We start from the raw sequence: 22,929 nt of genomic DNA, 5'->3' as shown, positions 1-22,929 counted from the left end.
ATCTGCCTGTTCACGACGCGCCCGAACCAGCCACTACTCGCGGATCTGGGTCAGAGCAGCGTCCGATCCGCTGTCCCCGGCGGCGGTGCGGAGACAGCGGTGGCATCAGAAGGGCTCGGTCGCGATCGACTGGAGCTGGTGTTCAAGCACAGCGACACGCTCACCGGCCGCGGCGACTTCTGCGGGGACGAGCGGGATCGGCTCACCAGGACGCACGCCGTCGTAGAGCCGGTGTGCCTGCCACAACCGCTCTTCCTCCTCCTGGGCCTCGGTGTGGGCCAGCGCCACCCGCGCCCGCCAGTCGAGGCGCTTCTCGTCGGGAAGACGCTCGAGGAGCTCCGGCCAGGCCTGCCGTAGGTGCTCCCGCTGCTCATCCCGGGGCGCGTCGCCCGGGCCGGTCCATCCGCATGAGCAGAGCGGCCGTCCGGCACGTCCGCCAGCAAGCCCTGGGTTCAAGACGTGGCCGGGGACTCGTGTCCAGGGCTCGACGGCGCGAGGCGGCGGGCCAACGTCCGGCTGCGGAGCGGTCATCGGTGTCCTCCTCAGTATCCTGAGTGCCATCGTGACAGCCTCCGGCCGCGTTCTGGGTGAGACCCCGCGTGCCGGTTCTCCGGCGAAGCCTCGTTCGGTCTGTCCGTGGCCAGTGAAAGTCCCCGTTGGTGGCCACGAGAAGTCCCCCTGAGACATCTCCCGGCCCTGCGTACGTTGGCTCACGGACGCGATCGCCGTCGCAGCGTCACCGTCCTGACGTGGGTTGCGTCAGCCCGTCACCAGCGGCGCAGCCAGCGAGGGCGTCGGCGAGGAGGTTGTTCTGCTGCAACGGCCCCGTCGTGCAACTGGGCGCGCCTGCGTTCGTAGAGCCGCGCGACGTCGGTCCATCTCTGTTCCCCGTGGCGCTTGACGATGATGCCGAGGGCGCCGACCAGCAGGGCGACTGCGGAGGGGAGCATGTGCCAACCGCCACGCAGTAGGAGAGCCAGCGAGGCGCCCAGCCCTGCACCAGCGGTGAGCAGCATGAGTTCGCCGGTCAGGATCACAGACTCTCGTCGCTCGCGCGCGTAGTCCCGGTAGGCGGCGGCGGTTCGTTGTTGGTCGACACTGGCTGGTGATGGCCACGAGTCGGGTACGACGGAGCGGAGCGGCTCCCCGCTGAAGATCTCCCCCACCTCCAGTGGTTCTCGGGTGCGGGTACGGCGGAACTCGGCAAGGTTGCGCAGTGCGACGCGGGTGGACCCGACGGCGAGGACCAGGCACGCGATCGCCCAGAGCCCCGACAGCACCCAGACGACGGTCACCTCACGCCTCGTCGTCCGGCTGCCCGAGCACGACAGGAGTCGGCTGCACCAAGATGGCGAGCGCACGAAGAGCGACACCGCCCAAGGCGAGCCAAGTCGCGGCGATGGTGAGCATTACTCCGACTTGCTCGAAGCGGCCGATGGCGACGAGGGCAGGAACTGGCGCAGAGAGAAGCATGGCGGCTGTGATCGACAGCCACGAGGCGCCGCGCAACAGCCACGGGGCAGGGCGATGCGGTTCGAGGGGACGACGAGGGCGTTTGTACGCGAGGCGGCGGACTATTGCTCGCCGTCGTCCTCGTACCGCTGACCGCGCCACTCGACAATCCCTCTGCTGAGGTGAGTCAGAGGACGGCGCTGACGCGACTGCTGGCCCAGTGTGGTGGGGCCGGTCTTGCCGCCAGTTATAGAGTCGTGGTCGGTGCCGGGCACGCTGGGCTCCAACCGAAATGGCGGTCCCTGCCAGCCCAGGATCGGGAACAGCCCAACGACCCTCGGCGCGCGCATTGAGTCAGCGCCCGAATGCAGCTCGCCGGTGCCGGCAGCACAAAGACGCTTTGAATCCGTGGCAGCGCCCGACGGCGTACGCCCAGCCGGTGTGCGTCCTACGTGACGCAGCCCTCGACCCGTGGCTCGTGCGCCGCTGGCTTCACCAGTGCGGTGAGACGGACAGTCACTCGGTCGGCCAGCTGCGCACCGAACTGGATCGGGCGGCCGTCGAGCTTGATGTCGCCGACCGCGAAGCCAAGCTCGGGCGGGACGGCGAAGCTCGCGCGCACCGCGTGGTCGATGTCGCCGCGCTCGATCGTCCAGAACGCCGCCGGGTCGGCCCGGTCAGTGTCTCGCTCAGGAGTCACCATGCCTGTCGTCCTGATCTCGTGCAGGTACAGCCCGATGGGGTCCTGCAGCGTGATCTCAGCGCCGGTGGCGGCAGCGTCGTTGACGGCCGCGGCGATCCGCGGGTCGCTGTTGCGGAACTCATCGCCGAGTCCCGCGCAGCGTACGAGGATCTGTTGGTCGCTGACGCGGCGGCCGCCGCTGTCGACGCGCTGCACCGTTGCCTCGGCCGCCAGCCGTGCCGCGGCGCCCAGCGTGTTGTTCTTCTGTACGAGATGCGCGAGGCGGCCCTCGGCTGTGGTGTTCCACTTGTTGCGCGGCACGTACTTGCCGGAGTCGAACAGGTCCTTCTCCTCCACCCGTCCGTCGACCAGCTCGCGGTACATCGCGAGGAGTCGTTCTGGGTCCCGGTTCGCGACGTGCTCCCAGAACTCGGGAACCTCGGTGCTGAACGTCACCCGGTTGATCGTGCCGTCGCTATCGCGCTCGACGCTCCACTCGCAGTACTCGACCTGCTGGTCGCGGTCGTCCGCGGTCTCCCAGCGCCCGGTCTCGGTGGTCGCCCCGCGCAGCAGCGGTGCTGGGAAGGCAGGCCAGCCGATGCGCGCAACAATCGCGTCGGCGGGCGTGTCGGCTGCTGTCGGATCGTAGAACTGCGGGAACTCCGCCGCGAACTGGGCGAGCATGTCACTGACGACGTCGCTCCAGGCCGCACCATCCGCCTCGTTGGGCTCGGCGAGCCGGGCCGGGGCAGCGAATTGTCTGAGCGTCGCCACGGTTCAGCCCGCTGCCACAGAACCGTCGGTAAGCATCCGCAGAGCCCCGACGCGCTCTCGCGCCTTTGCGAACAGCAGCGGGCTCTCGGCGATCGGCATCGTTTCCTCAACGTGTTCACGCCGGGACTCGGCCAGGCGGAAGTAATCGTCGTAGCCCGCCTGGGTCTGCAGCCGCTCGGTGATCTGGTCGTAGTAGGCACTCAGCAGCGCGTCGAAGGAGGGCTTGAAGTCTTCGCCGACTGCCCACAGCTCGGCGAACTCCCGTTCGGCGCTGTCGGCCGGCGAGGTCTCGGCCGCGGCCAGGATCGCCGCGGCCATGTCGACGGAGAACGAGGCGGCGCCGGCCGCCACTGTTGCCGCTGCGGGAACATGCGCCATCAACGACGCGCGACGCACCGAGAAGATCGGGTTGGCGAAGTCGGTCATGAGCAGGCTCGCCGCGAGCCGATCGCTCAGGAGCCCGATGCGCCGGGCCTCGCGCAGCACCTGGGTGTCCTCCAGCGCCCGCTCGGGCACGCAGAAGGCGAAGTGCGTGTCGCCGGCCTGCTCGAATCCCTTACCGTCGCTCAGGTGCACACCGAAGTTCGTCAGGCTTTGCTCGTAGATGGGCCCGGAGACCGCGAAGGGTGGCGGCGCCTGCAACCCGAGGACCTCGGACAGCTCCTCGGAGTCGATGAAGAACGTCTGGGGCAGGTCAACGGTCCCTGATGCGGCGTTCCTGGCTTCAGTGTGGCTGGAGATCAAGTTGACCGTCGGCGTCTCGAGCAGCTGTCGCATGATCCGCGCCGGGTCGGTGATCTTGCCGCCGGCAGCCACCAAGCCGTCGAAGCGTGCCTTCGTCCACCGCACGATGCTGGGCCGGGCCACAGCCGTCTCGCACGCCAGTGCGCCGCTGAGCTCTTTACGGCCGAACCACTCGTGCGGCGGGCCACCTAACACCGAGGGGAAGATCTGCGCTGCCGGGGAGTCCCAATGGATCCACGGCGAGCGCAGCTCCTTCATGAGGAAGTTGCCCGACGTGTGACTCTCGAAGGGTCCCTTTCCCTGGGTGGGGTCGCTCAGCGCGTGCCGGGAGTTTCCCGCGAACACCCACCCGGAGCTGGCGCCGACGGTGCGGTAGTAGTTGAAGCCGCCCCGTTCCCGGTCCCAGGCCATGACCTCGACTTCTCCTTGGTCGGGAGAGCGTGCTCAGGAGCACGTCCGGGCCTTCTGGGCCACCGCCGAGCGCAACGAGGAAGCGCAGGTTCCGCGCGACGCCCGCTGTGTCGGGCGTCATCGCGATCTGGCTGCCGTCGCCAACCAGGAAGAAGCTCGGCTCGCCCACCGAACCGTCGGCGTCCCCTGCTTCGGCGAAGAAGGCGAGCACTTCGCCGGCGGTCCTCGGGAAACGGCCGCGCAGCAGCAGCGTCCTCGCGAACACGTCGCCGAGCTCGGCCGCGGCTTGCTCGGCCGTCAGTGTGCGCAGCGCTGCGTCCTCGCCGATCACCATGCGCTGGATCGCGTCGGGCGCGAGCGCCTCCTCTGGCAGGTTGCGGAAGGCGCCGCACGACTCATCGATGACCATCGTCGGGGTCAAGTGCTCTTCCTTCCTCGCGGCGAAGCGCCCACCGTACGCGCGGATCGCGCGGTAGCTGACCAGGCGCGACGTCAGCGCGAGAAGACGTCCGCGCCGGGGAACGGCGCTGCCCGCGGGGGCATCGCGTACAGGCCGCCGGCAACGAGCGACACGAACGCAATGGCTGGCGGCTCGTCCGGCCCGCGCCCGGCCCGTCCGCCGAAGTTGACGTCGCCGAGCCATCCCGGCAGGTGCAGCAAGTGCTGGACCGTGGACAGGTCGCGCTGGAAGCTGACGAAGGTCAGCCCGAGCGACGGTCCTTCCGGCCCCAGACCGTCGAGGAACTCATAGCCCTGCCGGAACATCCGCAGACCCCCGGCAGCCGAGCCCGACGCCCGGTTCTGGTTCGCGCGGTGCACGTGCGACGCCTCGATCACCGGATCGGTGACCTGCGGCGGGTCTCTGTAGTCGGACGGAAGGTTCGCGCCCAGCGCCGGCGGAGAGGCGGCGACCGGCCGGAGCTCGCCCGACGGCCCACGCTCGGTGCCGATCAGGGGCGCGCCACTGAGCTTGTCGCGCCCGACCAACAGCTCTTGCTGCGCGCGCGACAAGGCTCGCCACGCCGCCAGGTCGACTCGCAGCCGCAGGAACGCCAAGTACGTCCCGCCGGCCATCCAGGCCGGGTGCTGCCCGGCCACCATGGCTGCCGCCCTGTCCTCAGTTCGCAGGTTGCTGACGCCATCGTGGAAGCCCAGCCAACCGCGCCCATCGGGCCGTCCGAAGCCCGGGTAGCTCTCGGCGACCGCGACCGGTAGCGCGTGGTCGGCGATGACCTTCCAGATCTCCACCGCAGCAGCGTTGACTGCCGCCTCGCTTTCTGCGGTCAGCTGCATGAGGACGTCGGCCTCTCCCGTCCGGCGCCCACCGTCCCAGGGCAGCGCCGGAAACGGCTCGCCGGTTCGAGGGAGGTAGGCCAGGAAGTCCGGCCGCGGGAGCGCAACGACCGGCGGGTCGTGACGCTGGTCGTCGAACAGCCGCCGCCCGAACCCAAGCAGCAGTCGCAGGCCGGCGAACTGCGCCGTGCTCTCGGCCCGAGTCCGCTCGGCCTGCCCAGCGAGGTCGCGCACCTCCCCTCGCCGCAACCGCTGGACGCATTCGACGATCAGGGCGAGGGCCTCGCCGGCCTGCTCGGCAGTCGCGCCCGCGGTGAAGTCGAGCAGCACGAGCCGAAGGCTGAGCGGCGGGCGCTCCCCGTGCCGCCAGAAGATGCCCTCCTGCAGCAGATGGCCGTCGGCGCTCACCGCGCCGCCCCTGCAGCACGGAAGTCTGCCCACGCGTCGAGGACACCCGCGCACGAGAGACCGTCTGCAGGGCGCGGGATCGGCTCGCACTGCCGCGGATGCTCTTTCAGAGCGCCCGGCGCGCTGACCTTCAGGACGACTGCCAGCTGCACCAGGTCGGCCACCTGGCAGCCGAACGCGATCGGCTGCTCTGTTGCTGTGTCCACCAGGTCGCTCACCCGCAGTCCCTCCCCCGGCGGGACTTCCAGCACCAGCCGGCGGTACCGCGCCCGGCCGTCGGCAGCGCCGCCCGCAGCCATGCCACGGCCGAACGAAAACCATTCGGGTGGAACCGGCCGACCGTCCGGCCGGTGCAGCCGACTGTGCTCGACGCCAACGATGAACATCCCGACCGGGTCGTCAATCCCGATGAGTCGGCCTTCGAACGCTAGACGACCGAGCCGCTCGACGAGGACCGGGTCGCTGCCGCGCCCATCCTGCGCCGCACCGGAAAGCAGCGGAATCGTCTGCCAGGCGGGTGCGCAGCCGGCAGGCTCTCCGGTCACGAACGAGAACGCTGCGGCCGACAGCAACGTCACAAGTGCCTGGAGCGTGTTCGACGGGTGCACCATGCAGCACAGCGAGCGATCGCCCGAGTTGTAGGGCCCTGGCTCGTCGAGCATCGCCGCCGCGAACGCGGCTTCTCGGTCCTCCGGCGACACACCCGCGGCGAACGGGTCCGTCGACCCGAACAGCGCCGCCGCCGGCAAGCTCGGCTCGCCAGCAAACGTGGCCGCCACCCGCAGCGCCTCCGCAGGCGCATGCGCGGCGAGCACCCGCCAGAAGTCGGCCAGCTCCGTGGTGAACTCCACGCGCCGTACGCCCCCGTCCGGGTCCCGTACGACCCGCCACTCCACGTACTCCTCCTGAAGCCGCTGGCGCCCCTCGCAGCCCGACATTCCTTGCCAGTCGAGCAGCGCCAGCCCGTCCTTCCGCGGCAGACACGATGCGACGCGCAGCGGCAGCCCCGTCCAGTCGACCATCGTGGTCTCGCCGAGTCGCACGTCCGGCGGGTGCACCATCCACGGCGACCTCGGCTCGCGTGCCGCGGCCTGCGCGACGCAGGCGTCCACCCGGCGGGCCCACGCCCGGCGGCCCTCCTCACCCAAACCGGCGACAGACTCGTCGGCAGGCGGTGCGGGATCTCGGTCGTTGCGCGCGTCGCTCTGCAAGACACCACTTTCCGATGATCACCTGCGTCGTTGGGCTAGTCCGGCACCCGCGCCTTCGACGTCGGCCTCCCGTTCGTCGCGCCGTCGGTCGCCGCCGAGGGACGCCAACCAGAGGACCGCACATTCGGCCCCCGACACGCCTGTCCTCACGGCTTCCCGCGGGGTGAGATCAGAGCCCCTACTGATAAGTCCTGCCACGATCGTTGGCAACCGGGGCCTGACCCTGCGATGACGCAGAAGTCAGGTCTCGTTGGTCTTGACCTCGAACGGGCACCGACAAGAACGTACTGAAGCCTCCTCAACATCGCTAGGACGTGGAGAGAGCGTGTGTTGGTGCGAGTCTGGTGCGCGGCGCCCACCGCACCCCGGCTGACCTGCGGTCTTGTACGTGCGACTCGTTCTCGATCCCGAAGATGCGACGCTCCACAGGCGACAGCCTGGCACCTGGACGACGACGCTGGGGAACCGGCGCGCCCAGGGCAGGCACCGGATCAGCGGTCGCGCTCCCGGGGTGCTCGGAAACCAGAGGCCGAGCTGCTCGGTACGACGCTGGGCACATGAGCAGGGCGAGCACTGTGGGCGGGTCGACCCCCGGCACCGGTTTCGCGTTGCGCCAAGTGATCTTGGCACCCGCTCTCGCCGCTCTTTGCGGGCCGCTCACCGGACGACGGCAGCTGCCCTTGCACCTGGACGCCTCGGCCCGGGCGGTCTTCGACATCTCAGTAGCTGCCGATCGCGAAAGGCCTACTAGGTCGTGCTGTTGGAGGCTGGCAGGGTGTCCGACCTCGAGCAGTGGCTGGACGGCGATGAGCTGCTTCGGCTGTGGCCCGCTCTGTAGCTGCCACGAGTGCTGCGTGTCGCTTGGCAGGACCGGCATCCGGTACTGGTACATGTCGGTGCTGGACCGCACGTTCCGCAGGCGTCGTCGTGCCGGTCGAGCCGTTTCAGGCGACCGTTGCGCAGCTGGCGCTCGACGCTGCTGCCGCTGAAGAGTCGCCCTCGCCGGTCGCCATGCGGTCGGTGCCCCGGGTCGCTGAGCCGGCGGACCGAGGACGTCGACCTGTTCAAAGCCGCGTGCCGAGGGTCGACGTCGTCTGCCTCCGACAGGGCCACGGGCGTCGATGGGCTACAGGTCCATCACGAGGCGCAGCCCCGCGTCCAGGTCGGTCATGAGGTAGCCCGGCACCTCCCCCGCGGGTTCTTGGCCTTCCAACGTGCCGCGGTCGAGGGTCACGATCTGGGTGACGTTGACCGCCGAGTCCTGTGCGAGGCCGGTCGCGGTGGCTGGCAGGAAGACGTTGCCGGGGTGCGCGGCCACGCCCGTGTTGGACGTGAGGGTCGCGGCAAGCACCGTGCGCAACCTGCTGCGGTTGAACGCATCCGCTGACACCACGACGACAGGCCGCCGCTTGGCCGGTGTGCTGCCGGTGCTCTCGCCGAGGTCGACCCAGAAGATCCGACCCCGCTGGATCACCACTCCTCGTCGGCGGCAAGAAGTGCCCGACGGCTCGCGTGCACGACCGCCGTCTCGGTCTCCTCGTCCGCGGCGACCTCCAGTGCGGCGTCGATGCGCGCGGTCAGGGAGGCCGCATCGAGCTCGGTCAGGTAGTGCGCAGCAGCACGCGAGAAGAACTCCGACCTGCTCATCCCCAGTTCTCGCGCACGACGACTAGCCGCCTCGAACGTCGGATCCGGGACGGAGATGGCGGCCTTCATGTACGCGAGTATGACCCGGTCATACCTCCGCGTCAACGACGTATGCGGGCGTCCAGGCGCGGTTGCGACTGAACGAGCCGGCGTAAATCGTCGACGACCTGTCAATCCGCGCAGCGAGCCGAACGTCGTCAGTGGCCGCTCGCGGCGGAGGCCTTTCCCCTGCGGCACCCTGGCGGGTGCATTCACCTCGGCAGGCAGGAAGGCAGCCGTCGTTCATCCAGGTGAGGTGCAGGCGTGCCTGTTCGGTCTACGGAACCTGACCGCAGCGAAGGCTGCGTCTGTGTCGCCGTCTGAGGAACCTGCGACGCGGACTTGCCCCCACGTAGCCCGGGGGGCGGACGACGCGAAGTGCGGGCGACGCCTTGCAACGCCCGCGGGTTGTCGTAGCCACCTGCGATGCTCCGAGCATGACGACGCATGTCCGTTCCGTCGCCGCGCGGGAGCCATCAAGCAGGGCGCTAGGCCGGCTCAACAAGTGTCTCGCCACCGCACCTGGCGACCTGATAAGCGCGGATCCAGTACGTCGATCGCACGCAGCGATGGCATTACGGCATGCGCTGGCGGGCATCATGTCCGCGGAGGAACTGCTCGCCCGGTATTTTGCAGCGCTGCCCGCTTGGCATCCCTACCTAACTGATTCCACTTTCGACGCGGGCTGGGATCGCGTGCGACATGCATTTGCTGCCCGACTGGCCGACCTCTACCCCAACCGGGATGGTGCCGCCCTTCGCGGCGCGGTGACCACGGCGTCCAGCACCATCCAAGCTCTGCGTAATGCCGATTCTGAAGCCGGCAAGGGGCGTGTGCTGCGTGACCACGTGAAGGTCACCGAAGCGCTGCTGGCCGGCACTCTCTTCGACGCCGTGATCCATGTGCCGCTTCGAATTGCAAACAAGCTTGCAGCGGACCCCACAGAAGTCGAGTTGCTCGACCACATGCTGCTCATCGCGACGGTTCTGCAGCTATCAAAGAATGCCGATTGGACCGAGTCCGCGATGTATCTCGCACTGATCGACAGCCGGGGGGTCGACCCCCAGGGTCACAGCATGACTGCCATCTACGAGCCGGGCAACGAAAGCAGTGCTTACAATGTCGCCTACCGCCACCAGATCACCGCCTTGGCAGAGGCCGCCCGACGAACGCAACTCGAGGAGGCTGCGCTGATTTGGGCCAGCGTCGGCCAGGCCCTGGGCAATGGGCTGCCCCGCCTCGCCCAACTGCGGGGTGGCTTCTCCGTTCTGCTGGTTGAGAAGCACCTGGGTGAGGCTGGCCGTGCAGACGTAGTCCTTCAGAGTGGCCGACGTCGGGTTGAGCACCTCATTCTCGATTGGAAGGTCACTGACTCCTGCGCGCAGACTTGGCGCGAGCCGATGCAGCAGAAAAAGTACCGAGATTGGCTCTCGGTCAACTCGTCAGGTGGTCGGGCCGGTGAAGTGCACTGCAGTCCCACGCGCTGTTACATCTGCACCTGCTCCCCGGAGCCGCGCCCTGAGCCGCGGTGACCGCACCCGCCCCGGTGCAGACACCCGCTGAGCCCGCCACCAGCCGAGGGTGACAAGCGTCCGCGTGTTGCCACTCCATCGACGGTTGGTGACAGCGGTCGCGGAGGCACCGTGTCGGCATGGTGGCTACCGCCTCCTTCGACCTGTTACGTGAGCTCGGGCTCGCGGCAGGTCACCTATCCCGTCACCGCGGCACTTCGCGCTAGTCCAGGAGGTCCGGGCGACCTGCCGTCGGAGGGAGCCGGGTCGGTCGGATGAGAGCAGCGGTTCGTTGATCGGCTGGCTGCAAGAGGATTTGGGCGAGCTGGGGCAGGTCCAGGACCACGACGTTGTCGTCGTAGTGGGTGTGGTCGGGCGCGAGTCCGACGACCAACGTCTGCCGGCCGGTCGGTAGGTCCAGCGTGTCCTGATAGCGGACGTGCAGGTGCCCGTGGACGAGGAGCGCCGGCTCGACCGCGTCGACCGCCTCCCGCACCCGCTGTTGGTGTTGCGTGGCGTGGCGTAGCGCGTCCTCAGGCCAGTTCGTGCTGAGGCCCGGTACACGCGCACCGGCCGGGGCGTCGTGGGTGAGCAGCACGTCCAGCGGCCCGCCGTCGGCCAGCCGCTGCACCTGATGAGGTCGCAGGGCCTCCTGTGGCCACCAGGAGGCGTGTGGCCGCCGTTCCCTTGCGTCGAGGCTGGTGGCGCCGCCAGGTACGGCGAAGACACGCCGTGCCAGGTGAAGCGCAGGGCCCGCGGCAGGTGCCAGACGTGCGGGCGGAGCCTGCCCACCCCGTGCTGATCGCGCGGGCACGCCTCGAGCTTCGGCGTCGTCGTGGTTGCCCTCGAGCATCAGGAAGAGCTGCTTGTTGCGCTGGGCCTCGCGCTCGAGCGCGTCCAGGTAGGCCGACCCATCCGGGCCGGGCCACACCCCGACGTCACCGAGCGCGAGCACCGTTCGCACCCCGCTGCGGCTGAGCGCGGGCAGGACCAGCAGCGCCCACTCCGTCTCGCCGTGCAGGTCGCCGATCAGCCCTAGCCACCGCTGCGGCTCGGGCAGCGGCACCGGTTGGCTGAAGGGCGCGAGCAGCCGGTCGGTCTCGGTCATCTGGCGTCGCCCCGCACGAACGGCTCGGAGAGCAGGGCGTCCAGGTCAGGGCTGCACGGCAGTACGAGGGTGTTGGCGTTGCCAAGACCCTCGTGTGCAAGACCCTCGACCCGGCAGCGCTGCCGGTAGGGGGTGTCGTCGCTGACCAGCGTGTAGCGACGGTGCAGATGGCCGTGCAGGTGCAGCCGGGGACGCAGGGCGGTGACGATCCGGTCGAGCCGCTGCTGGTGCGCCTGTGAGCGGTGGAAGTCATCCTCGGCCCAGAACCCGGGGGCGTGCTGCCACCAGCCGCCCGGTGTCAGGCCGAGCGCCTGCTCAACCCAGGCCGGTCGGTCGTGGGTGAGCAGGACATCGGTCCCGCCGTGCCTGGCGAGGACGTCGGTGATGATCTTGTCCGCCTCGCTGTCGCTGATCTCTTCCTCGAACCAGACGTTGGTACCGAACGTTCGCATGGCGGCGTCGACGGAGACGGCCCCGCCGATCGCGGTCCAGCGCACGCCGTGCCAGGTCCAGGTGTGTCCGCGCGGCAGGTGCCACACCCGCGGCCGGACAGGCTGTAGGCCACTCGACTGCTGGACTGGCCACAGCGGCACGTCTGGGTGCCGGTCATGGTTGCCGTGCAGCCAGACGAAGTCGACCTCGTGCCGGGTACACGCGGCCGAGACCAGTTCCATCGCGCCCTGCGCGGTGTCGGGATGGGTCCCGAAGGTGTCGCCCAGCTGGATCAGCAGACTGATGCCCGCGTCCGCGGCGCGCTCGATGAGGGCAACCATGTGGTGCGCGTTGCCGTGGACGTCGCCGACCAGCAGCACCGGGTTGCCGCCCGGCTCCCGCAACGGATCCTGGCCGGCGGTCAGCTCCAGCACCTGCTGCTGCGCTCGCTCGCGCGCCGCCTCGCCCACCCGTGGCGCAGTCAGTTCGCGCCAGGGCGTCATGCGCTCGTCGAAGTCAGGACCGAGCACCTCAGGCCCCTTGCCCGCCGTCGCCGTCGCCGGCGTGGTCGGTGCGGTCGAGGTTGAGCGTGCCGACCTCAGCGGTCGTGGCGAAGCGTTCTTGCTGATGCGTCATGTCGGTCTCCTTGGTAAGTGCGGGAGACCGCGCCCCACCTCAGGGTGGGTGTCGATGCAACGTCGAGATCAGGCCCTACCAGCGCGGTACGGGTCAACCTACGCGGAGCCACCGACAGTTTCGTCCGCAGCCGGGCACGAGCGTCAAGGAGAACGAGGTTCCGGCGATGCCAGGAAGGACCGGGCCGAGGTCGAGCCGCTCTCTCGACAAGACTGACTCCGTCGACCCGGGTCTCGAACTGCTCTTTCCTGCTCAAAGTAGGGCGTCCCAGGACGGCGTTTGCGCGGCTGGCACCAGCCCAGCGAGTGCAACGGCTCCTGCCCGCAGCGGAGGCCGCGCCCCGCGCGGGTGAGAACGTAGCGCTAGGCGACGCAGCGAAGGCCGGCGACGAACTCGGCTGCCTGCTCCGGCATGCGGACCCGGTCCTTGCTGCGTCGGGATTCACCTCGGCTTCACCCTAGACACCACGTGCTGGAACTCTTGCTCGGACAGCAGTCCGTCGATGAGTGCGAGGGTGAGGTCCGCGAGGTTCTACACCGTCATGTGCTCAGCCAGCTCACCCCTATTGGCGTCGTGTGCAATTGTCGCGGTGTACGGCCAGTCCACCAGCTGCTCCAGCATCGTCGCCTGGTCGATCTCGCCCGCAGCCCGCTCGAGCACGACGTCCATCGGTGCCCGCGTGAAGGCGTCCGGGTTGTTGCGGTAGCGCCGAATCATGTTCGAGACGGTCGGCTCGGACAGGCCCAGTTGCGCAGCGATCGCTTGCGGGGGAACGTCGTCCTCTGCCGCGCGGCCGGCCATCACGTGGCCCCGCTTCTTCCCCAGCCGCAGCCGAGCACGCTCTCGCATCAACTCGGTCACTGCAGGCTCAGACAGCGGGTCAGCGGGCGCCATCACGGCCTGCCTGCAGGGTTCGGGCATGCTGCTTGCGGTCGTGGATGCGGAGCAAGATCTGGAGCATGTGGGTGAGCCGGGCCGTCGCGGAGCTGCCGAGGTGGAACACCTGGTCCTGGGGGCTGACGACGTCGACCCAGCCCTCGCGGGACGGGCAGCGGCGATAGCGGAGTGGCCGGACCGGCCACTGCCCCGGCTTTCGTCGGCCGGGCTGAACGGCGGGCCTTTCGGCAGATCCGCGCTGCCGACGCCCAGCCAGATCGGCCTGCCGTGGTGGGATCCCGTCGGCCGCGGTGGTCGCCGGTCATGAGGTGTGGGCCTGCCGTAGGTGCTGTTCAGTTTCCCGCAAAGTCTGTCGGGCGTTCCCGAGGTGGGTGTTGCGGCTGGTGAGCGCTGCTCGGTATGCCTGCGCCAGCTCGTGCAGCACGCTGTGGGGTATGAGGGCTGTCGCGCGTCGGCCGCGTCGTGCCTGCCCCAGGACGAGGACGATGTACGCATGCTGGTCCAAGTGCTGGCTGACGGACGGGTGGTGACCCAGTTCCGCGATCTTGCCGACCATGTGCTCGGCGCCGTTCAGCTTGACGTCTAACGTGTCGCGGGCCCGTGCCGGGGTGAGCCAGTTGAGCTGCTCGTCGGTGAGTCGGGACAGGGCGTCGGTCAGCAGCGGTTCGAGGTCCTGGCGCCCGCCTAGCGTGAGCAGGGCGGCGGCCGAGGCATGGTCCAGTGCTGGCGTCAGCCGCCGTAGGCGCCGCACGAGGCGATCCAGAACAAGCTGTTCCATCCGGGCCTCCCCGACGACGTCCTCCGCCGCCTTCAGGTCACGGAGCAGCTCAGAAATTGTCGGACGCAGCGCCGGTACGAGGGCCGCCGCCCGACGGGCGGCCGCACGCAGGCGCAGCGTCTCGCCCGCGACGATCGAGCAGGGGTCGGACCGGGCGAGCAGCCCCGCCAGGATCAGCCGCAGCCCGCCAGTCCGCCGCATGTAGCGGGCGCACGCCCGTACGAGCATCGCCCCGCCGGCGCCCAGCAGCAGCGCTGCCGCGCGCGGGTGCTCGGTCGCGAGCAGTGCGAGGAGCAGCGGGACGAGGGGCGCAAAGCTCACCAGCAACACCCGCTCGGCCGGCGCGTCAACCAAGGCTTGAAAGCAGCGGTGAGTAAGCGAAGGGTGTGCAGCCTGCGCCGCCAGCTCCTGGCCGCTGTCCTGGAGCAGCTCCGTGAGCGCCTCGTCGAGCACGCATTTCTGCGCGGCGCTGCTGCCGTGCGGCGAGCACGGCTCGGCGGGTTCGGACTCAGCTGCAGCGGCGTGCTGCGGTGGCTGGTCGCCGAGCGTGACGGCTTGCAGGCGACGCGACCGGCGTCTCCTGCCCGGCTCATCGAGGCCGTTCACTGCGCACCCGCCACAACCAGGGTGGGGCAGCGCTGGCCGCGGATGAGGAGTTCGCAGTTTCTCGCCAGGGAGCCTGCGGCAACACCGCTATGCAGCAGTTCCCTTCTCATCGGCCGCTCCAGCCCTGGGACTGCGCGTAGCTGCTCACCCATTCAGAGGGTGCCGTCTCCTGCAGCGCGGAGACGGCAGCGACGGGATCGAGCGTGCCGCTGAGCAGCTCGTGGCAGACCAGCCACACCGCGGCGGCGTGCTGCTGATCGTGCAGGTGACCCGCTCCCTCCACCGTGAAGGGCTTCGTCAGGGGCTTGAGCCGGAACAGGCAGACCTGGCCGCAGGCACAGCTCATGCGGCCGACGAGCCCATCGCCGTTCTGTACGCCGGGCCAGTCCAGAGTCAGCGCCCGGCAACCAGCGGCGGTCACGGCTGCACCTGCTTCGCGCCCTGGACAACGGCCTGCCAGAGCCGGTCGCTCGGCTCCCACGACGGCTCCACGACAACGAGCGCGTGCGCGCGACCCAGCGCGTAGGCCAGCGGCGGGAAGGCCTCGCGGTGCGCCTGCTGGAACCCTTGCGCGAAGTCCGGCCGGACGTCGGACGGCTCCACCGGGAGCATGGACCAGGTGGACGGCTGACCGTCGGTCAGCGTGACCGGCACCGGCCCGCGGCCGGCCGGCACCTGGCTTAGCGGCCAGTGATCGACGAGCAGCCGCTGCGCGGACAGGACGGCCGTCAGTCGCGCGGCCCGCGATGCCGACGTGATCATGTCGAGGTAAGCGCGCTGCCGTAGACGCCCGCTGCTGACGCTCGGCTGGCTGCAGACGGTGAGGATCGACGCGTCGTTCAACTCGACGAGCGCCTGCAGGAGCGGCAGCGTCTCCGGGCACGGCGGGCCGAAGTGGTGCGGCGTGCTGTCCACCCTGCCCTCGAGCCAGTCGCGGGTCTGCGCCAGCGCCGGCGAGAGGGCGGTCTCCGGTCCGCCCGCAACGGACAGCGCGAGGTCAGCCGGGACCGGCGCCGACGGCGGCACGGCCCAGCGGACGTCGACCACGCGGGTTGTCTGTCGGACGGTCAGACGTCCGGGAACCACCTGCAGCATGAGTACGGCCGGCTCGCCGTGCCGCAGCGGTCCGAGACCCAGCAGCGTCAGCGGCACATGATCACGCCGCAACGCGGAGACCCGCACGTGGGCGCCGCCGCCTCCGGTGTCCGGCGCACGCACGAGGGTGCGGGCGGAGAAGTCGATGACGTGGGTCGAACTCTCGGTGGTGATGACTAGAACGCCGTCGGCGGGCAAGGACTGGATGTTCTTGGTGTTGATGGCGGTCGTGGCTGCCCCTTCTCCCCGGCCCCGTTGGCCGGCCACGGACGCTAGGGCCGACCTCCGACAGTTCGGGCCGGCCAGCCGCCGTGCGTCGGCAGCGTGCCTGCGGTGCATGGCCGACACTTCTGACGGAGGCGTTTGTTCCGAAGGATCCCGCAGTCCCCAACGTCGTCGGTGGCCAGAGGCGCGTCAGGGCGCGGTTGCACTGACGCGGCGCAAGGCGCTTGCTCTCGGTTTCGCACGGTGCGAGGTGTGCTCCCCCTCGCCTGAGAGTTGATTTCGGCCTGGTTTGGGAGCAGACGGCCCAGAAAGGCTTCTGGGGAGGGCCTGAGCCCTGGGCCGGCTCAAGGGTGCCTCTTGTCATTCGACGTCCAGTCCATGGACGTGGCGGACGATGACGACACTCAGCGAACGTCACTGCCGTGGCAGCGACAGCCTCGCACCTGGACGACGACGCTGGGGAACCGGCGCGCCCAGGGCAGGCACCGGGTCAGCGGTCGCGCTCCCGGGGTGCTCGGAAACCAGAGGCCGAGCTGCTCGGTACGACGCTGGGCACATGAGCAGGGCGAGCACTGTGGGCGGGTCGACCCCCGGCACCGGTTTCGCGTTGCGCCAAGTGATCTTGGCACCCGCTCTCGCCGCTCTTTGCGGGCCGCTCACCGGACGACGGCAGCTGCCCTTGCACCTGGACGCCTCGGCCCGGGCGGTCTTCGACGAACGCATGAAGCCGTGGCGCGAACTGACCGCGCCACGGGTGGGCAAGGCCGCCCGGAGCGAGCGCAGCAGCAGGTGCCCAACGACGACTGCACGGATGCCAGCAAGTACTCGCCTGAGCCGGGCCCCTGACCAGCGGAAAGCCGCCCGACCTTCCTCCCGTTGTCTCGGCGGGTGACGACGACCCAGCACGGGGCGGCCAGTCCGCCCTCGCTCAGGCCAAGCGAGATTGGTAGGAAGCCAGTCGTGCCTTGGTCATCGGACCCATCGCAGCCACGCCAGGGCCACGGCGAGACCGGGCGGGAGCAGGAGGGCGATCGAGGCCCACGCGCGGCGACGCTGCTGTCGACAGCCAGCCTTCGAGCCGCTCGGGCACAGCGGCCGCCTGATGCGGCGTGTGCGGAGGTGCGTGCGACCAGCAACCATGGGAGGCACGGGTCCACCGGACGCACCGCCGGCCAGGAGACGGGTCCGTCGGCGCGCCGGGCGGGCGGCTCCGGCCGGCTCAGCGGGTGAGGACCCAGCGGTTCTTCCGGTACCAGTCGATGGTCCGACCGATGGCCGGCTCAAGGTCGCCGTGCTGGAACCGGAAGCCGGTCCCGAGCACGGCGTCGATGCTCAGCCGGTTGTTGCGGTTGGACTTGCGCATGAACCGGAAGCGCTGCTCGGTGAGCAGGATGTCCGGCCGCATCCCCTGCTCGAGCATCTCGCGGTGCAGGGCCGCCCGCTCGTCGTACGCCGGCCCGCCGTCGGGGTCCTTATGGAGCTCGACGGTCATCCCGAAGGTCCCGGCGAGAACCCGCGCCACCTCGTGACTGGATGGGTACTCGTCGGCGACGACGTTGTAGGCGTGACCTACCGCAGCGTCGTGCCCGGCCAGGTGCAGGGTGGCGCGCACCAGGTCCTCGACGTGCACCAGCCGCTGCTCGACCGGTCGGTCGTGGACGGCCAGGGTGTCCAGCCCCGCCCACGCCTCGACAGCGGTGTCCAGCACCGCGCTGCCCAGCAGCTTGACGTTGCCGGGGCCGAAGACCGATACCGGGCGCAGCACGACCACGGGCAGGCCTGCCTCGGCCGCGGCCCATACCTCCTGCTCGCTCTCCCACTTCGCCTTGCCGTAGCCGCGACTGGGGCTCGGCTGCGCGTCCTCCCTGACCGGTACCGGCAGCTGGACCTCCTCGCCGTAGACGGAGGTGGAGCTCATGTAGAGGGCGCGTTCCAGCCCGGGTGGCGCTGCGGCCAGCAGGTTCCTGGTGGTCACCACGTTGAAGCGGTGCATCTCCTCGTCGGTGGAGGTGGAGCTGGACGCCCCGGCCAGGTGGAACAGGTGGGTCACCCCGTCGTACAAGCCGCCCAGTTGGTCGGGCTCCGCCAGGTCGACCGAGCGGTAGTCCACCTCGTCGGGGAACCGGTCCGGGCGGGTACGTCGTCCGCAGGCCCGGACCTTCCAGCCGTCGGCCAGCAGGGCGGGCAGGAGGTGGGAGGCGAGGAATCCGGTCGATCCGGTGAGCAGTGCATGTCTGTCGGGCATCCGCCCAAGTTTGCACAGCGGCGCGCCGCGCACCAGCAGCCGGGCGGCTGCTTGCCAGCTGCACAATCGGCCCGGCTCGGCAGCGCTGTTCACCGGGCCGACCTGGTCGCTGACCACACCCACGGCGTGCCGCGGCAGGCGTAGCGGCACAGAGCCTCGCACCCGAAAGACCGCAGATGGGTTCTTTCGACGCGCAGCAGTTACGCGGGAGACGTCTGGAGCGGCCACACCCCCACGACCCCGTGCGCAACGGCGCAAGGCGTGCCCGACACTAGGTCGACGGCATCGGCCAACGTCGCTGGCTCGATGATCGCGAAGCCGGCCACGGGGAGCTGCGAGGACATGAACGGGCCCTCTTCGCTGCTGACTCCGGCCGCGTCGTGGTTGCGTACCTGAACCGGCCGGCCCGCTATGCCCACTCGACACCCGCCCCGCGGAGCCGGTCGTCGTGCGCGTGAGCCGCGTCGCGAACTCGGGCATCGGTGCGGTCGTAGCCAGCGGCATCGCCGTACCCGATGGTGATGAACTTCGGAATCGCACAGCTCCTTGTCTGGGAGGACCACTCAGCCCGTCTCCTGACAGTCGAACTCATCGCCACGCCTCTGCAACGCGCGTTGCCGCGTCGACGAGGTCCTCGGCGCCCACGTTCCGCCACCGTGACCGCGCTGACAGCCACACGGTCGCGCCGGAACCGCGGGCGGCGCGGTAGAGCATCGCCGCAGTGCTCTACGAGCCGGCGAGCCTTGCTGGCAGTGCTCTATCGAAGAACGCACTTCTGCGCTATTTTTTAGCGCATGACCGTGAACCCTTTCCGCTACAGCGCGCCGGTCGGCGGCGACGACCTGGTCGGCCGGGACGTCGAGCTGGAGCAGCTGCAGCGGACGGCGGAGGAGGGCAACAACAGCCGGCTGGTCGCTCCTCGCCGCTTCGGCAAGACGAGCCTGCTGCGACAGCTGGTCACCGAGGCCCGGTCCGACGGCTGGGAGGCCGTGTACGTCGACTTCTTCGGCGTCCTGACGCTCGCTGACGTGGCGGCCCGCATCGAGCGCGCCTACCGACGCGACCTGTCCGGGCCGGCCGGACGCTGGTTCGACGGCGTCCGCCGCACGCTGCAGTCGGTGGAGGTGGGTGCCGGTCCGATCACCGCGGGGGTGTCGCTGCGCCCTGGCGTCGCCGCGCTGCAGGACCGCCTGGACCTGCCGCGCCGGCTGCACGAGCGGCACGGTCGGCGCACGCTGGTCGTCTTCGACGAGTTCCAGAGCGTGCTCGCCACCCAGGACGAGGTCGATGCACTCATCCGCGCCGAGATCCAGCACCACGGCGACGCCGCCAGCTACGTTTTCGCAGGCTCGCACGTCGGCATGATGCGTGAGCTGTTCGGCGACCGCCGCCGCGCCTTCTACGCCCAGGCCCGCGAGGTGGAGCTGCCCCGTCTCGACCCGGAGGCCGCAGCGGACTTCATCGTTCGACGCTTCGCCGACACCTCGCGCGATCCTGGAACGGCACTGACACCGCTGCTCGACCTCGCCGACGGGCATCCGCAGCGGACCGTGCTGCTCGCGCACGGAATGTGGGAGCTCACCCCTCCCGGGCAGATCGCCGACGAGGCAACGTTCGCCGAGGCGCTGACGCAGGTCATGACCGAGCAACTGCGCGAGTTCGAGGGCACCTGGACCACCCTGCCGGTCGGTCAGCGTCGGGTGCTGACCCGCGTCGCCGAGGGCGTGGTCGGCCTGTACGCCGGCGACGCACCGGGTGGCCGCAGCGGCTCGAACCGCACCGCCGTCCGGGCGCTGGCCGACCGCGGCGAAGTCGTCCCGGAACGCGCGGCCCGCAGCGGCTACCGCGTGGTCGACCCGCTGCTCGCGCTCTGGCTGCGCTCGGGTCGACCGCAGACCTGGCCGGCCGAGTAGACGGGATTCGACGTCATCGTCACCCTTCTGCGCCGAACGGAACGAGAACAGCGCCTTGCGCGCCGCCTTGCTCAGCATCGGCGGAGCGGAGGTGGCCAGCGTCTGCAGCACCCGGCGTCGGCGGCGTACCGGTAGACCTCCGCCACCTCATGCCCGGTCGACTCGAGCCACATCCCGGCGTACGGCCGGGCGACCGGGTCATCGAGCAGTGACCGCACGGCGCCCTCGGCAGCCGGCAGGTCCTCGAGCACGGCCAGCGCGAACTGCCGCCGGCCGACATCGGGATCCCCTGACAGCGCGGCGAACCTTCGGGTGCTGAAGGTCGACCGGACGGCAACCCAGGTGGCTGTGCACTCCCCGGGAGAGGGTGCGGTGGGTAGGCATGGGCCACGATGCCGACCGCAGCAGAAGAGGAGCGCCGATGAGATTTGCCATCGCGGGACTGGGCCGGATGGGTCTGAGCCTGGGCCAGCTGGCCGTGGAGCAGGGCCACGATGTGGTCGGCTGGGACCCGGACGAGGAGGCCCGGCAGGCGGCCGGGAAGGCCGGCATCTCCACTGTGGACAACCTCGCGGACGTGCCTGCTCGGCTGGAGGCGCCTCGGGTCGTGCTGATGTGGGCACCGCACGGCCAGGTGGTCGACGACAACCTCGCGCAGCTGGCGCCCGGGCTGGAGCGCGGTGACGTCGTCGCCGACTGCGGCAACTCCTTCTGGGAGGACTCCCGCCGGCGGCACGACGAGCTGGCCGAGCAGGGCCTGCACTTCCTGGACATCGGAACCAGCGGCGGCATCTCCGAGGCCCCGGGCTGGACCGGAGCCGCCTTCATGGCCGGCGGCCCGCGGGCCGGCTTCGACGTCGTCGCCCCGCTGCTGAGGGACCTGGCCGTCGACGAGCAGGGCGTGTTCTACGCCGGCCCCTCCCCCTCCGGACACTTCGTCAAGCTGGTGCACAACGCGATCGAGTTCGGCATGGTGCAGGCGATCGCCGAGGGCGTCGAGATGTTGAAGGGATTCGACCACGAGCTGGACCTGCCGAGCCTGTTCGAGCACTGGAACCACGGCAGTGTGATCCGCAGCTGGCTGGTCGAGCTGATGGGCAACGCTCTGGCGCATGGTGGAATCGGGCCGGAGAGCGACGTCGGACCCCGGGCCGCGGGCATCTCCACCTACGTGGAGGACACCGACGAGGTGAAGTGGGTCGTCCACTGGGCGATGGAGCACGACATCCCGACGCCGGTCACCGGGATGTCCCAGCAGATGCTGATGGCCTACCGCGACCTCGACTGGCCGACCGCGAAGTCGGTCGCGCTGCTGCGCAACCAGTACGGCGGGCACGCCATCCACCGGGCCGACGAGAAGGAGCGACGACGATGACGAGCAGCTACGACCTGGTGGTGATCGGCGCGGGAGCGACCGGCCTCGCCGCGGCGCGCGCCGCCCGCAACGCCGGCAGGAGCGTCGCGCTGGTCGAGAAGGCGCGGCCCGGGGGCGACTGCACCCACTACGGCTGTGTGCCGAGCAAGACCCTGCTCGATCTGGCCCACCGGGTGTCCGGCGCCCGGGAGGCTCAGCAGTGGGGTCTCGGATCCGTCGGAGACCTCGACTTCGCCAAGGTGATGCGGCACGTCCACGACGTCATCGAGCAGATCGAGCAGGACGAGTCCCCCGCCCGGCTGGCGTCCGAGGGCATCGACCTGCTGGACGGCTGGGCCCGCTTCACCTCCCCGCACACCGTCGACGTGGACGGCCGCGCGGTCACCGGCTCCCGCTTCGTGCTCGCGACGGGGGCGCACGCGGCCATCCCGCCGATCCCGGGCCTGGACACGGTCCCCCACCTCGACAACAAGACCTTGTTCGACCTCACCGAGCGCCCGGAGCACCTGCTCGTCATGGGTGGCGGCGCGATCGGCGTCGAGCTCTCGCAGGCCTTCTCGCAGCTGGGCTCGCGGGTGACGCTGATCGAGGCACTGCCGCGCATCCTCACCAAGGAGGAGCCGGAGGTCGCCGAGGTGATGACGACGGTGCTGGAGCGCAGCGGCGTCGACGTCCGCATCGGCAACGCCGTCGAGCGGGTCACCGCCGGACCCACCCTGCACCTCGCCGGCGGGCAGACCGTGAGCGGCTCCCACCTGCTGGTTGCCGTGGGGCGCAGGCCGGCGACGGGCGGCATGGAGCTGGAGGAGGTCGGCGTCACCCTCGGCAAGCAGAAGCAGGTCGTGACCGACGCCCACCTGCGCACCTCGGCCGAGCACATCTTCGCTGCGGGCGACTGCACCACCCCCCTGCAGTTCACGCACGTGGGGGACGAGCAGGGTCGCCTCGCCGCCGGCAACGCCTTCGCCTCCGGCCGGCTCCGCCCGGGCTTCGCGGGCGGGTTGAGGGAGTTCGACGACCGGGTCGTCCCGTGGGTCACCTTCACCGACCCGGAGATCGGCCGTGTCGGCCTGACCGAGCAGGAGGCGTACGAGCAGTACGGCGAGCGGGCCCGGGTCGCCGTCGTACGGCTGGACGAGATGGACCGGCCGCGGACCTCCGGGCACACCGACGGCTACCTCAAGCTCATCGCCGGCCCCCGCAAGCTGGCGCGGGCGCACGTCCTGGACCGCGTCGTCGGCTTCACCGCCGTGAGCCCGGCCGGCGGGGAGCTCGCCGCACAGGTGGCGCTCGCCATGCGCACCGACATGCTGGCGGCCCGGCTGGCACAGACGATCGCGCCGTACCCGACCTACGCGCTGGGGCTGCGGATGGCGGCCGCCCGGCTTTTCGGCGACTTCGCCGGCTCGAGGTGGCGCCCGGCCAGGCCTGGCAGCTGACCCGTCCG

At 70.1% G+C, this 22,929-nt stretch carries 21 protein-coding genes; 4 read left to right on the top strand and 17 right to left on the bottom strand.

The window, feature by feature from the left end; all coding sequences use genetic code 11:
* Positions 1–105 precede the first annotated feature (105 nt).
* From WD794_02555 to WD794_02515, 9 genes are all read right to left on the bottom strand, one after another.
* The gene (locus WD794_02555) at positions 106–288 is read right to left on the bottom strand and encodes a hypothetical protein (protein MEX2289194.1); all 183 of its coding nucleotides are present in this window, start codon (positions 286–288) and stop codon (positions 106–108) included.
* 479 nt (positions 289–767) lie between these two features.
* Entirely contained in the window at positions 768–1,295 is a 528-nt protein-coding gene (locus tag WD794_02550; protein ID MEX2289193.1) for a hypothetical protein, read from the bottom strand.
* A 605-nt stretch (positions 1,296–1,900) separates the two neighbouring features.
* Positions 1,901–2,908: a hypothetical protein gene (locus WD794_02545; GenBank protein MEX2289192.1), complete on the bottom strand. Its 1,008-nt coding sequence runs from the start codon at positions 2,906–2,908 to the stop codon at positions 1,901–1,903.
* A gap of 3 nt (positions 2,909–2,911) precedes the next feature.
* A complete protein-coding gene (locus WD794_02540; protein ID MEX2289191.1) occupies positions 2,912–3,910 on the bottom strand; it encodes a hypothetical protein in 999 nt (332 codons plus the stop codon).
* Positions 3,810–4,484 (bottom strand): hypothetical protein, encoded by a 675-nt coding sequence (locus tag WD794_02535; protein ID MEX2289190.1) that lies wholly within the window; start codon positions 4,482–4,484, stop codon positions 3,810–3,812. Before WD794_02535 ends, WD794_02540 begins: the two co-directional genes overlap by 101 nt.
* Before the next feature lie 71 nt (positions 4,485–4,555).
* Positions 4,556–5,764 (bottom strand): Dyp-type peroxidase, encoded by a 1,209-nt coding sequence (locus WD794_02530; protein MEX2289189.1) that lies wholly within the window; start codon positions 5,762–5,764, stop codon positions 4,556–4,558.
* On the bottom strand, positions 5,761–6,615 hold the full coding sequence (locus tag WD794_02525; GenBank protein MEX2289188.1) for a hypothetical protein: 855 nt from the start codon (positions 6,613–6,615) through the stop codon (positions 5,761–5,763). Before WD794_02525 ends, WD794_02530 begins: the two co-directional genes overlap by 4 nt.
* Positions 6,616–8,101: 1,486 nt before the next feature.
* Positions 8,102–8,452, bottom strand: a complete 351-nt coding sequence (locus WD794_02520; protein MEX2289187.1) for a type II toxin-antitoxin system PemK/MazF family toxin — start codon at positions 8,450–8,452, stop codon at positions 8,102–8,104.
* On the bottom strand, positions 8,446–8,691 hold the full coding sequence (locus WD794_02515; protein ID MEX2289186.1) for a ribbon-helix-helix protein, CopG family: 246 nt from the start codon (positions 8,689–8,691) through the stop codon (positions 8,446–8,448). The genes WD794_02520 and WD794_02515 overlap by 7 nt, the downstream gene beginning before the upstream one ends.
* A 407-nt stretch (positions 8,692–9,098) precedes the next feature.
* On the opposite strand from WD794_02515, the gene WD794_02510 reads away from it, so the two are divergent.
* A complete protein-coding gene (locus WD794_02510; GenBank protein MEX2289185.1) occupies positions 9,099–10,193 on the top strand; it encodes a hypothetical protein in 1,095 nt (364 codons plus the stop codon).
* A 202-nt stretch (positions 10,194–10,395) separates the two neighbouring features.
* Here WD794_02510 and WD794_02505 read toward each other — a convergent pair whose 3' ends face one another.
* From WD794_02505 to WD794_02475, 7 genes are all read right to left on the bottom strand, one after another.
* Positions 10,396–11,280 carry a metallophosphoesterase gene (locus tag WD794_02505; protein ID MEX2289184.1) on the bottom strand — a complete coding sequence of 295 codons (885 nt, stop codon included), beginning with the start codon at positions 11,278–11,280 and terminating at the stop codon, positions 10,396–10,398.
* Positions 11,277–12,242 (bottom strand): metallophosphoesterase, encoded by a 966-nt coding sequence (locus WD794_02500; protein MEX2289183.1) that lies wholly within the window; start codon positions 12,240–12,242, stop codon positions 11,277–11,279. Before WD794_02500 ends, WD794_02505 begins: the two co-directional genes overlap by 4 nt.
* A 637-nt stretch (positions 12,243–12,879) precedes the next feature.
* Complete coding sequence (locus WD794_02495) at positions 12,880–13,209, bottom strand: helix-turn-helix domain-containing protein (protein ID MEX2289182.1); 330 nt, start codon at positions 13,207–13,209, stop codon at positions 12,880–12,882.
* A 337-nt stretch (positions 13,210–13,546) separates the two neighbouring features.
* Positions 13,547–14,629: a hypothetical protein gene (locus WD794_02490; protein ID MEX2289181.1), complete on the bottom strand. Its 1,083-nt coding sequence runs from the start codon at positions 14,627–14,629 to the stop codon at positions 13,547–13,549.
* A 106-nt stretch (positions 14,630–14,735) separates the two neighbouring features.
* Positions 14,736–15,050: a hypothetical protein gene (locus WD794_02485; GenBank protein ID MEX2289180.1), complete on the bottom strand. Its 315-nt coding sequence runs from the start codon at positions 15,048–15,050 to the stop codon at positions 14,736–14,738.
* Positions 15,047–15,991, bottom strand: coding sequence for a hypothetical protein (locus WD794_02480; GenBank protein MEX2289179.1), 945 nt, complete (start codon positions 15,989–15,991; stop codon positions 15,047–15,049). Before WD794_02480 ends, WD794_02485 begins: the two co-directional genes overlap by 4 nt.
* 1,177 nt (positions 15,992–17,168) lie before the next feature.
* Positions 17,169–18,356: an NAD(P)-dependent oxidoreductase gene (locus WD794_02475; protein ID MEX2289178.1), complete on the bottom strand. Its 1,188-nt coding sequence runs from the start codon at positions 18,354–18,356 to the stop codon at positions 17,169–17,171.
* A 632-nt stretch (positions 18,357–18,988) separates the two neighbouring features.
* Between WD794_02475 and WD794_02470 the strand changes: the two genes are divergently transcribed.
* Positions 18,989–20,107: an ATP-binding protein gene (locus WD794_02470; GenBank protein MEX2289177.1), complete on the top strand. Its 1,119-nt coding sequence runs from the start codon at positions 18,989–18,991 to the stop codon at positions 20,105–20,107.
* Positions 20,108–20,178: 71 nt separating this feature from the next.
* Here the strand turns inward: WD794_02470 and WD794_02465 are convergent, their stop codons facing one another.
* Positions 20,179–20,358 carry a hypothetical protein gene (locus tag WD794_02465; GenBank protein MEX2289176.1) on the bottom strand — a complete coding sequence of 60 codons (180 nt, stop codon included), beginning with the start codon at positions 20,356–20,358 and terminating at the stop codon, positions 20,179–20,181.
* Between the two features lie 170 nt (positions 20,359–20,528).
* On the opposite strand from WD794_02465, the gene WD794_02460 reads away from it, so the two are divergent.
* Together WD794_02460 and WD794_02455 are read left to right on the top strand one after the other, a co-directional pair.
* Entirely contained in the window at positions 20,529–21,482 is a 954-nt protein-coding gene (locus tag WD794_02460) for an NADP-dependent phosphogluconate dehydrogenase (GenBank protein MEX2289175.1), read from the top strand.
* On the top strand, positions 21,479–22,921 hold the full coding sequence (locus WD794_02455) for an FAD-dependent oxidoreductase (protein ID MEX2289174.1): 1,443 nt from the start codon (positions 21,479–21,481) through the stop codon (positions 22,919–22,921). The genes WD794_02460 and WD794_02455 overlap by 4 nt, the downstream gene beginning before the upstream one ends.
* Positions 22,922–22,929: the final 8 nt, after the last annotated feature.

The organism is Mycobacteriales bacterium, assembly GCA_040902655.1.
GTDB lineage: Bacteria > Actinomycetota > Actinomycetes > Mycobacteriales > SCTD01 > SCTD01.
The sequence above is the reverse complement of the archived record's forward strand: the minus strand, read 5'-3'. Positions and strand labels throughout refer to the sequence as shown.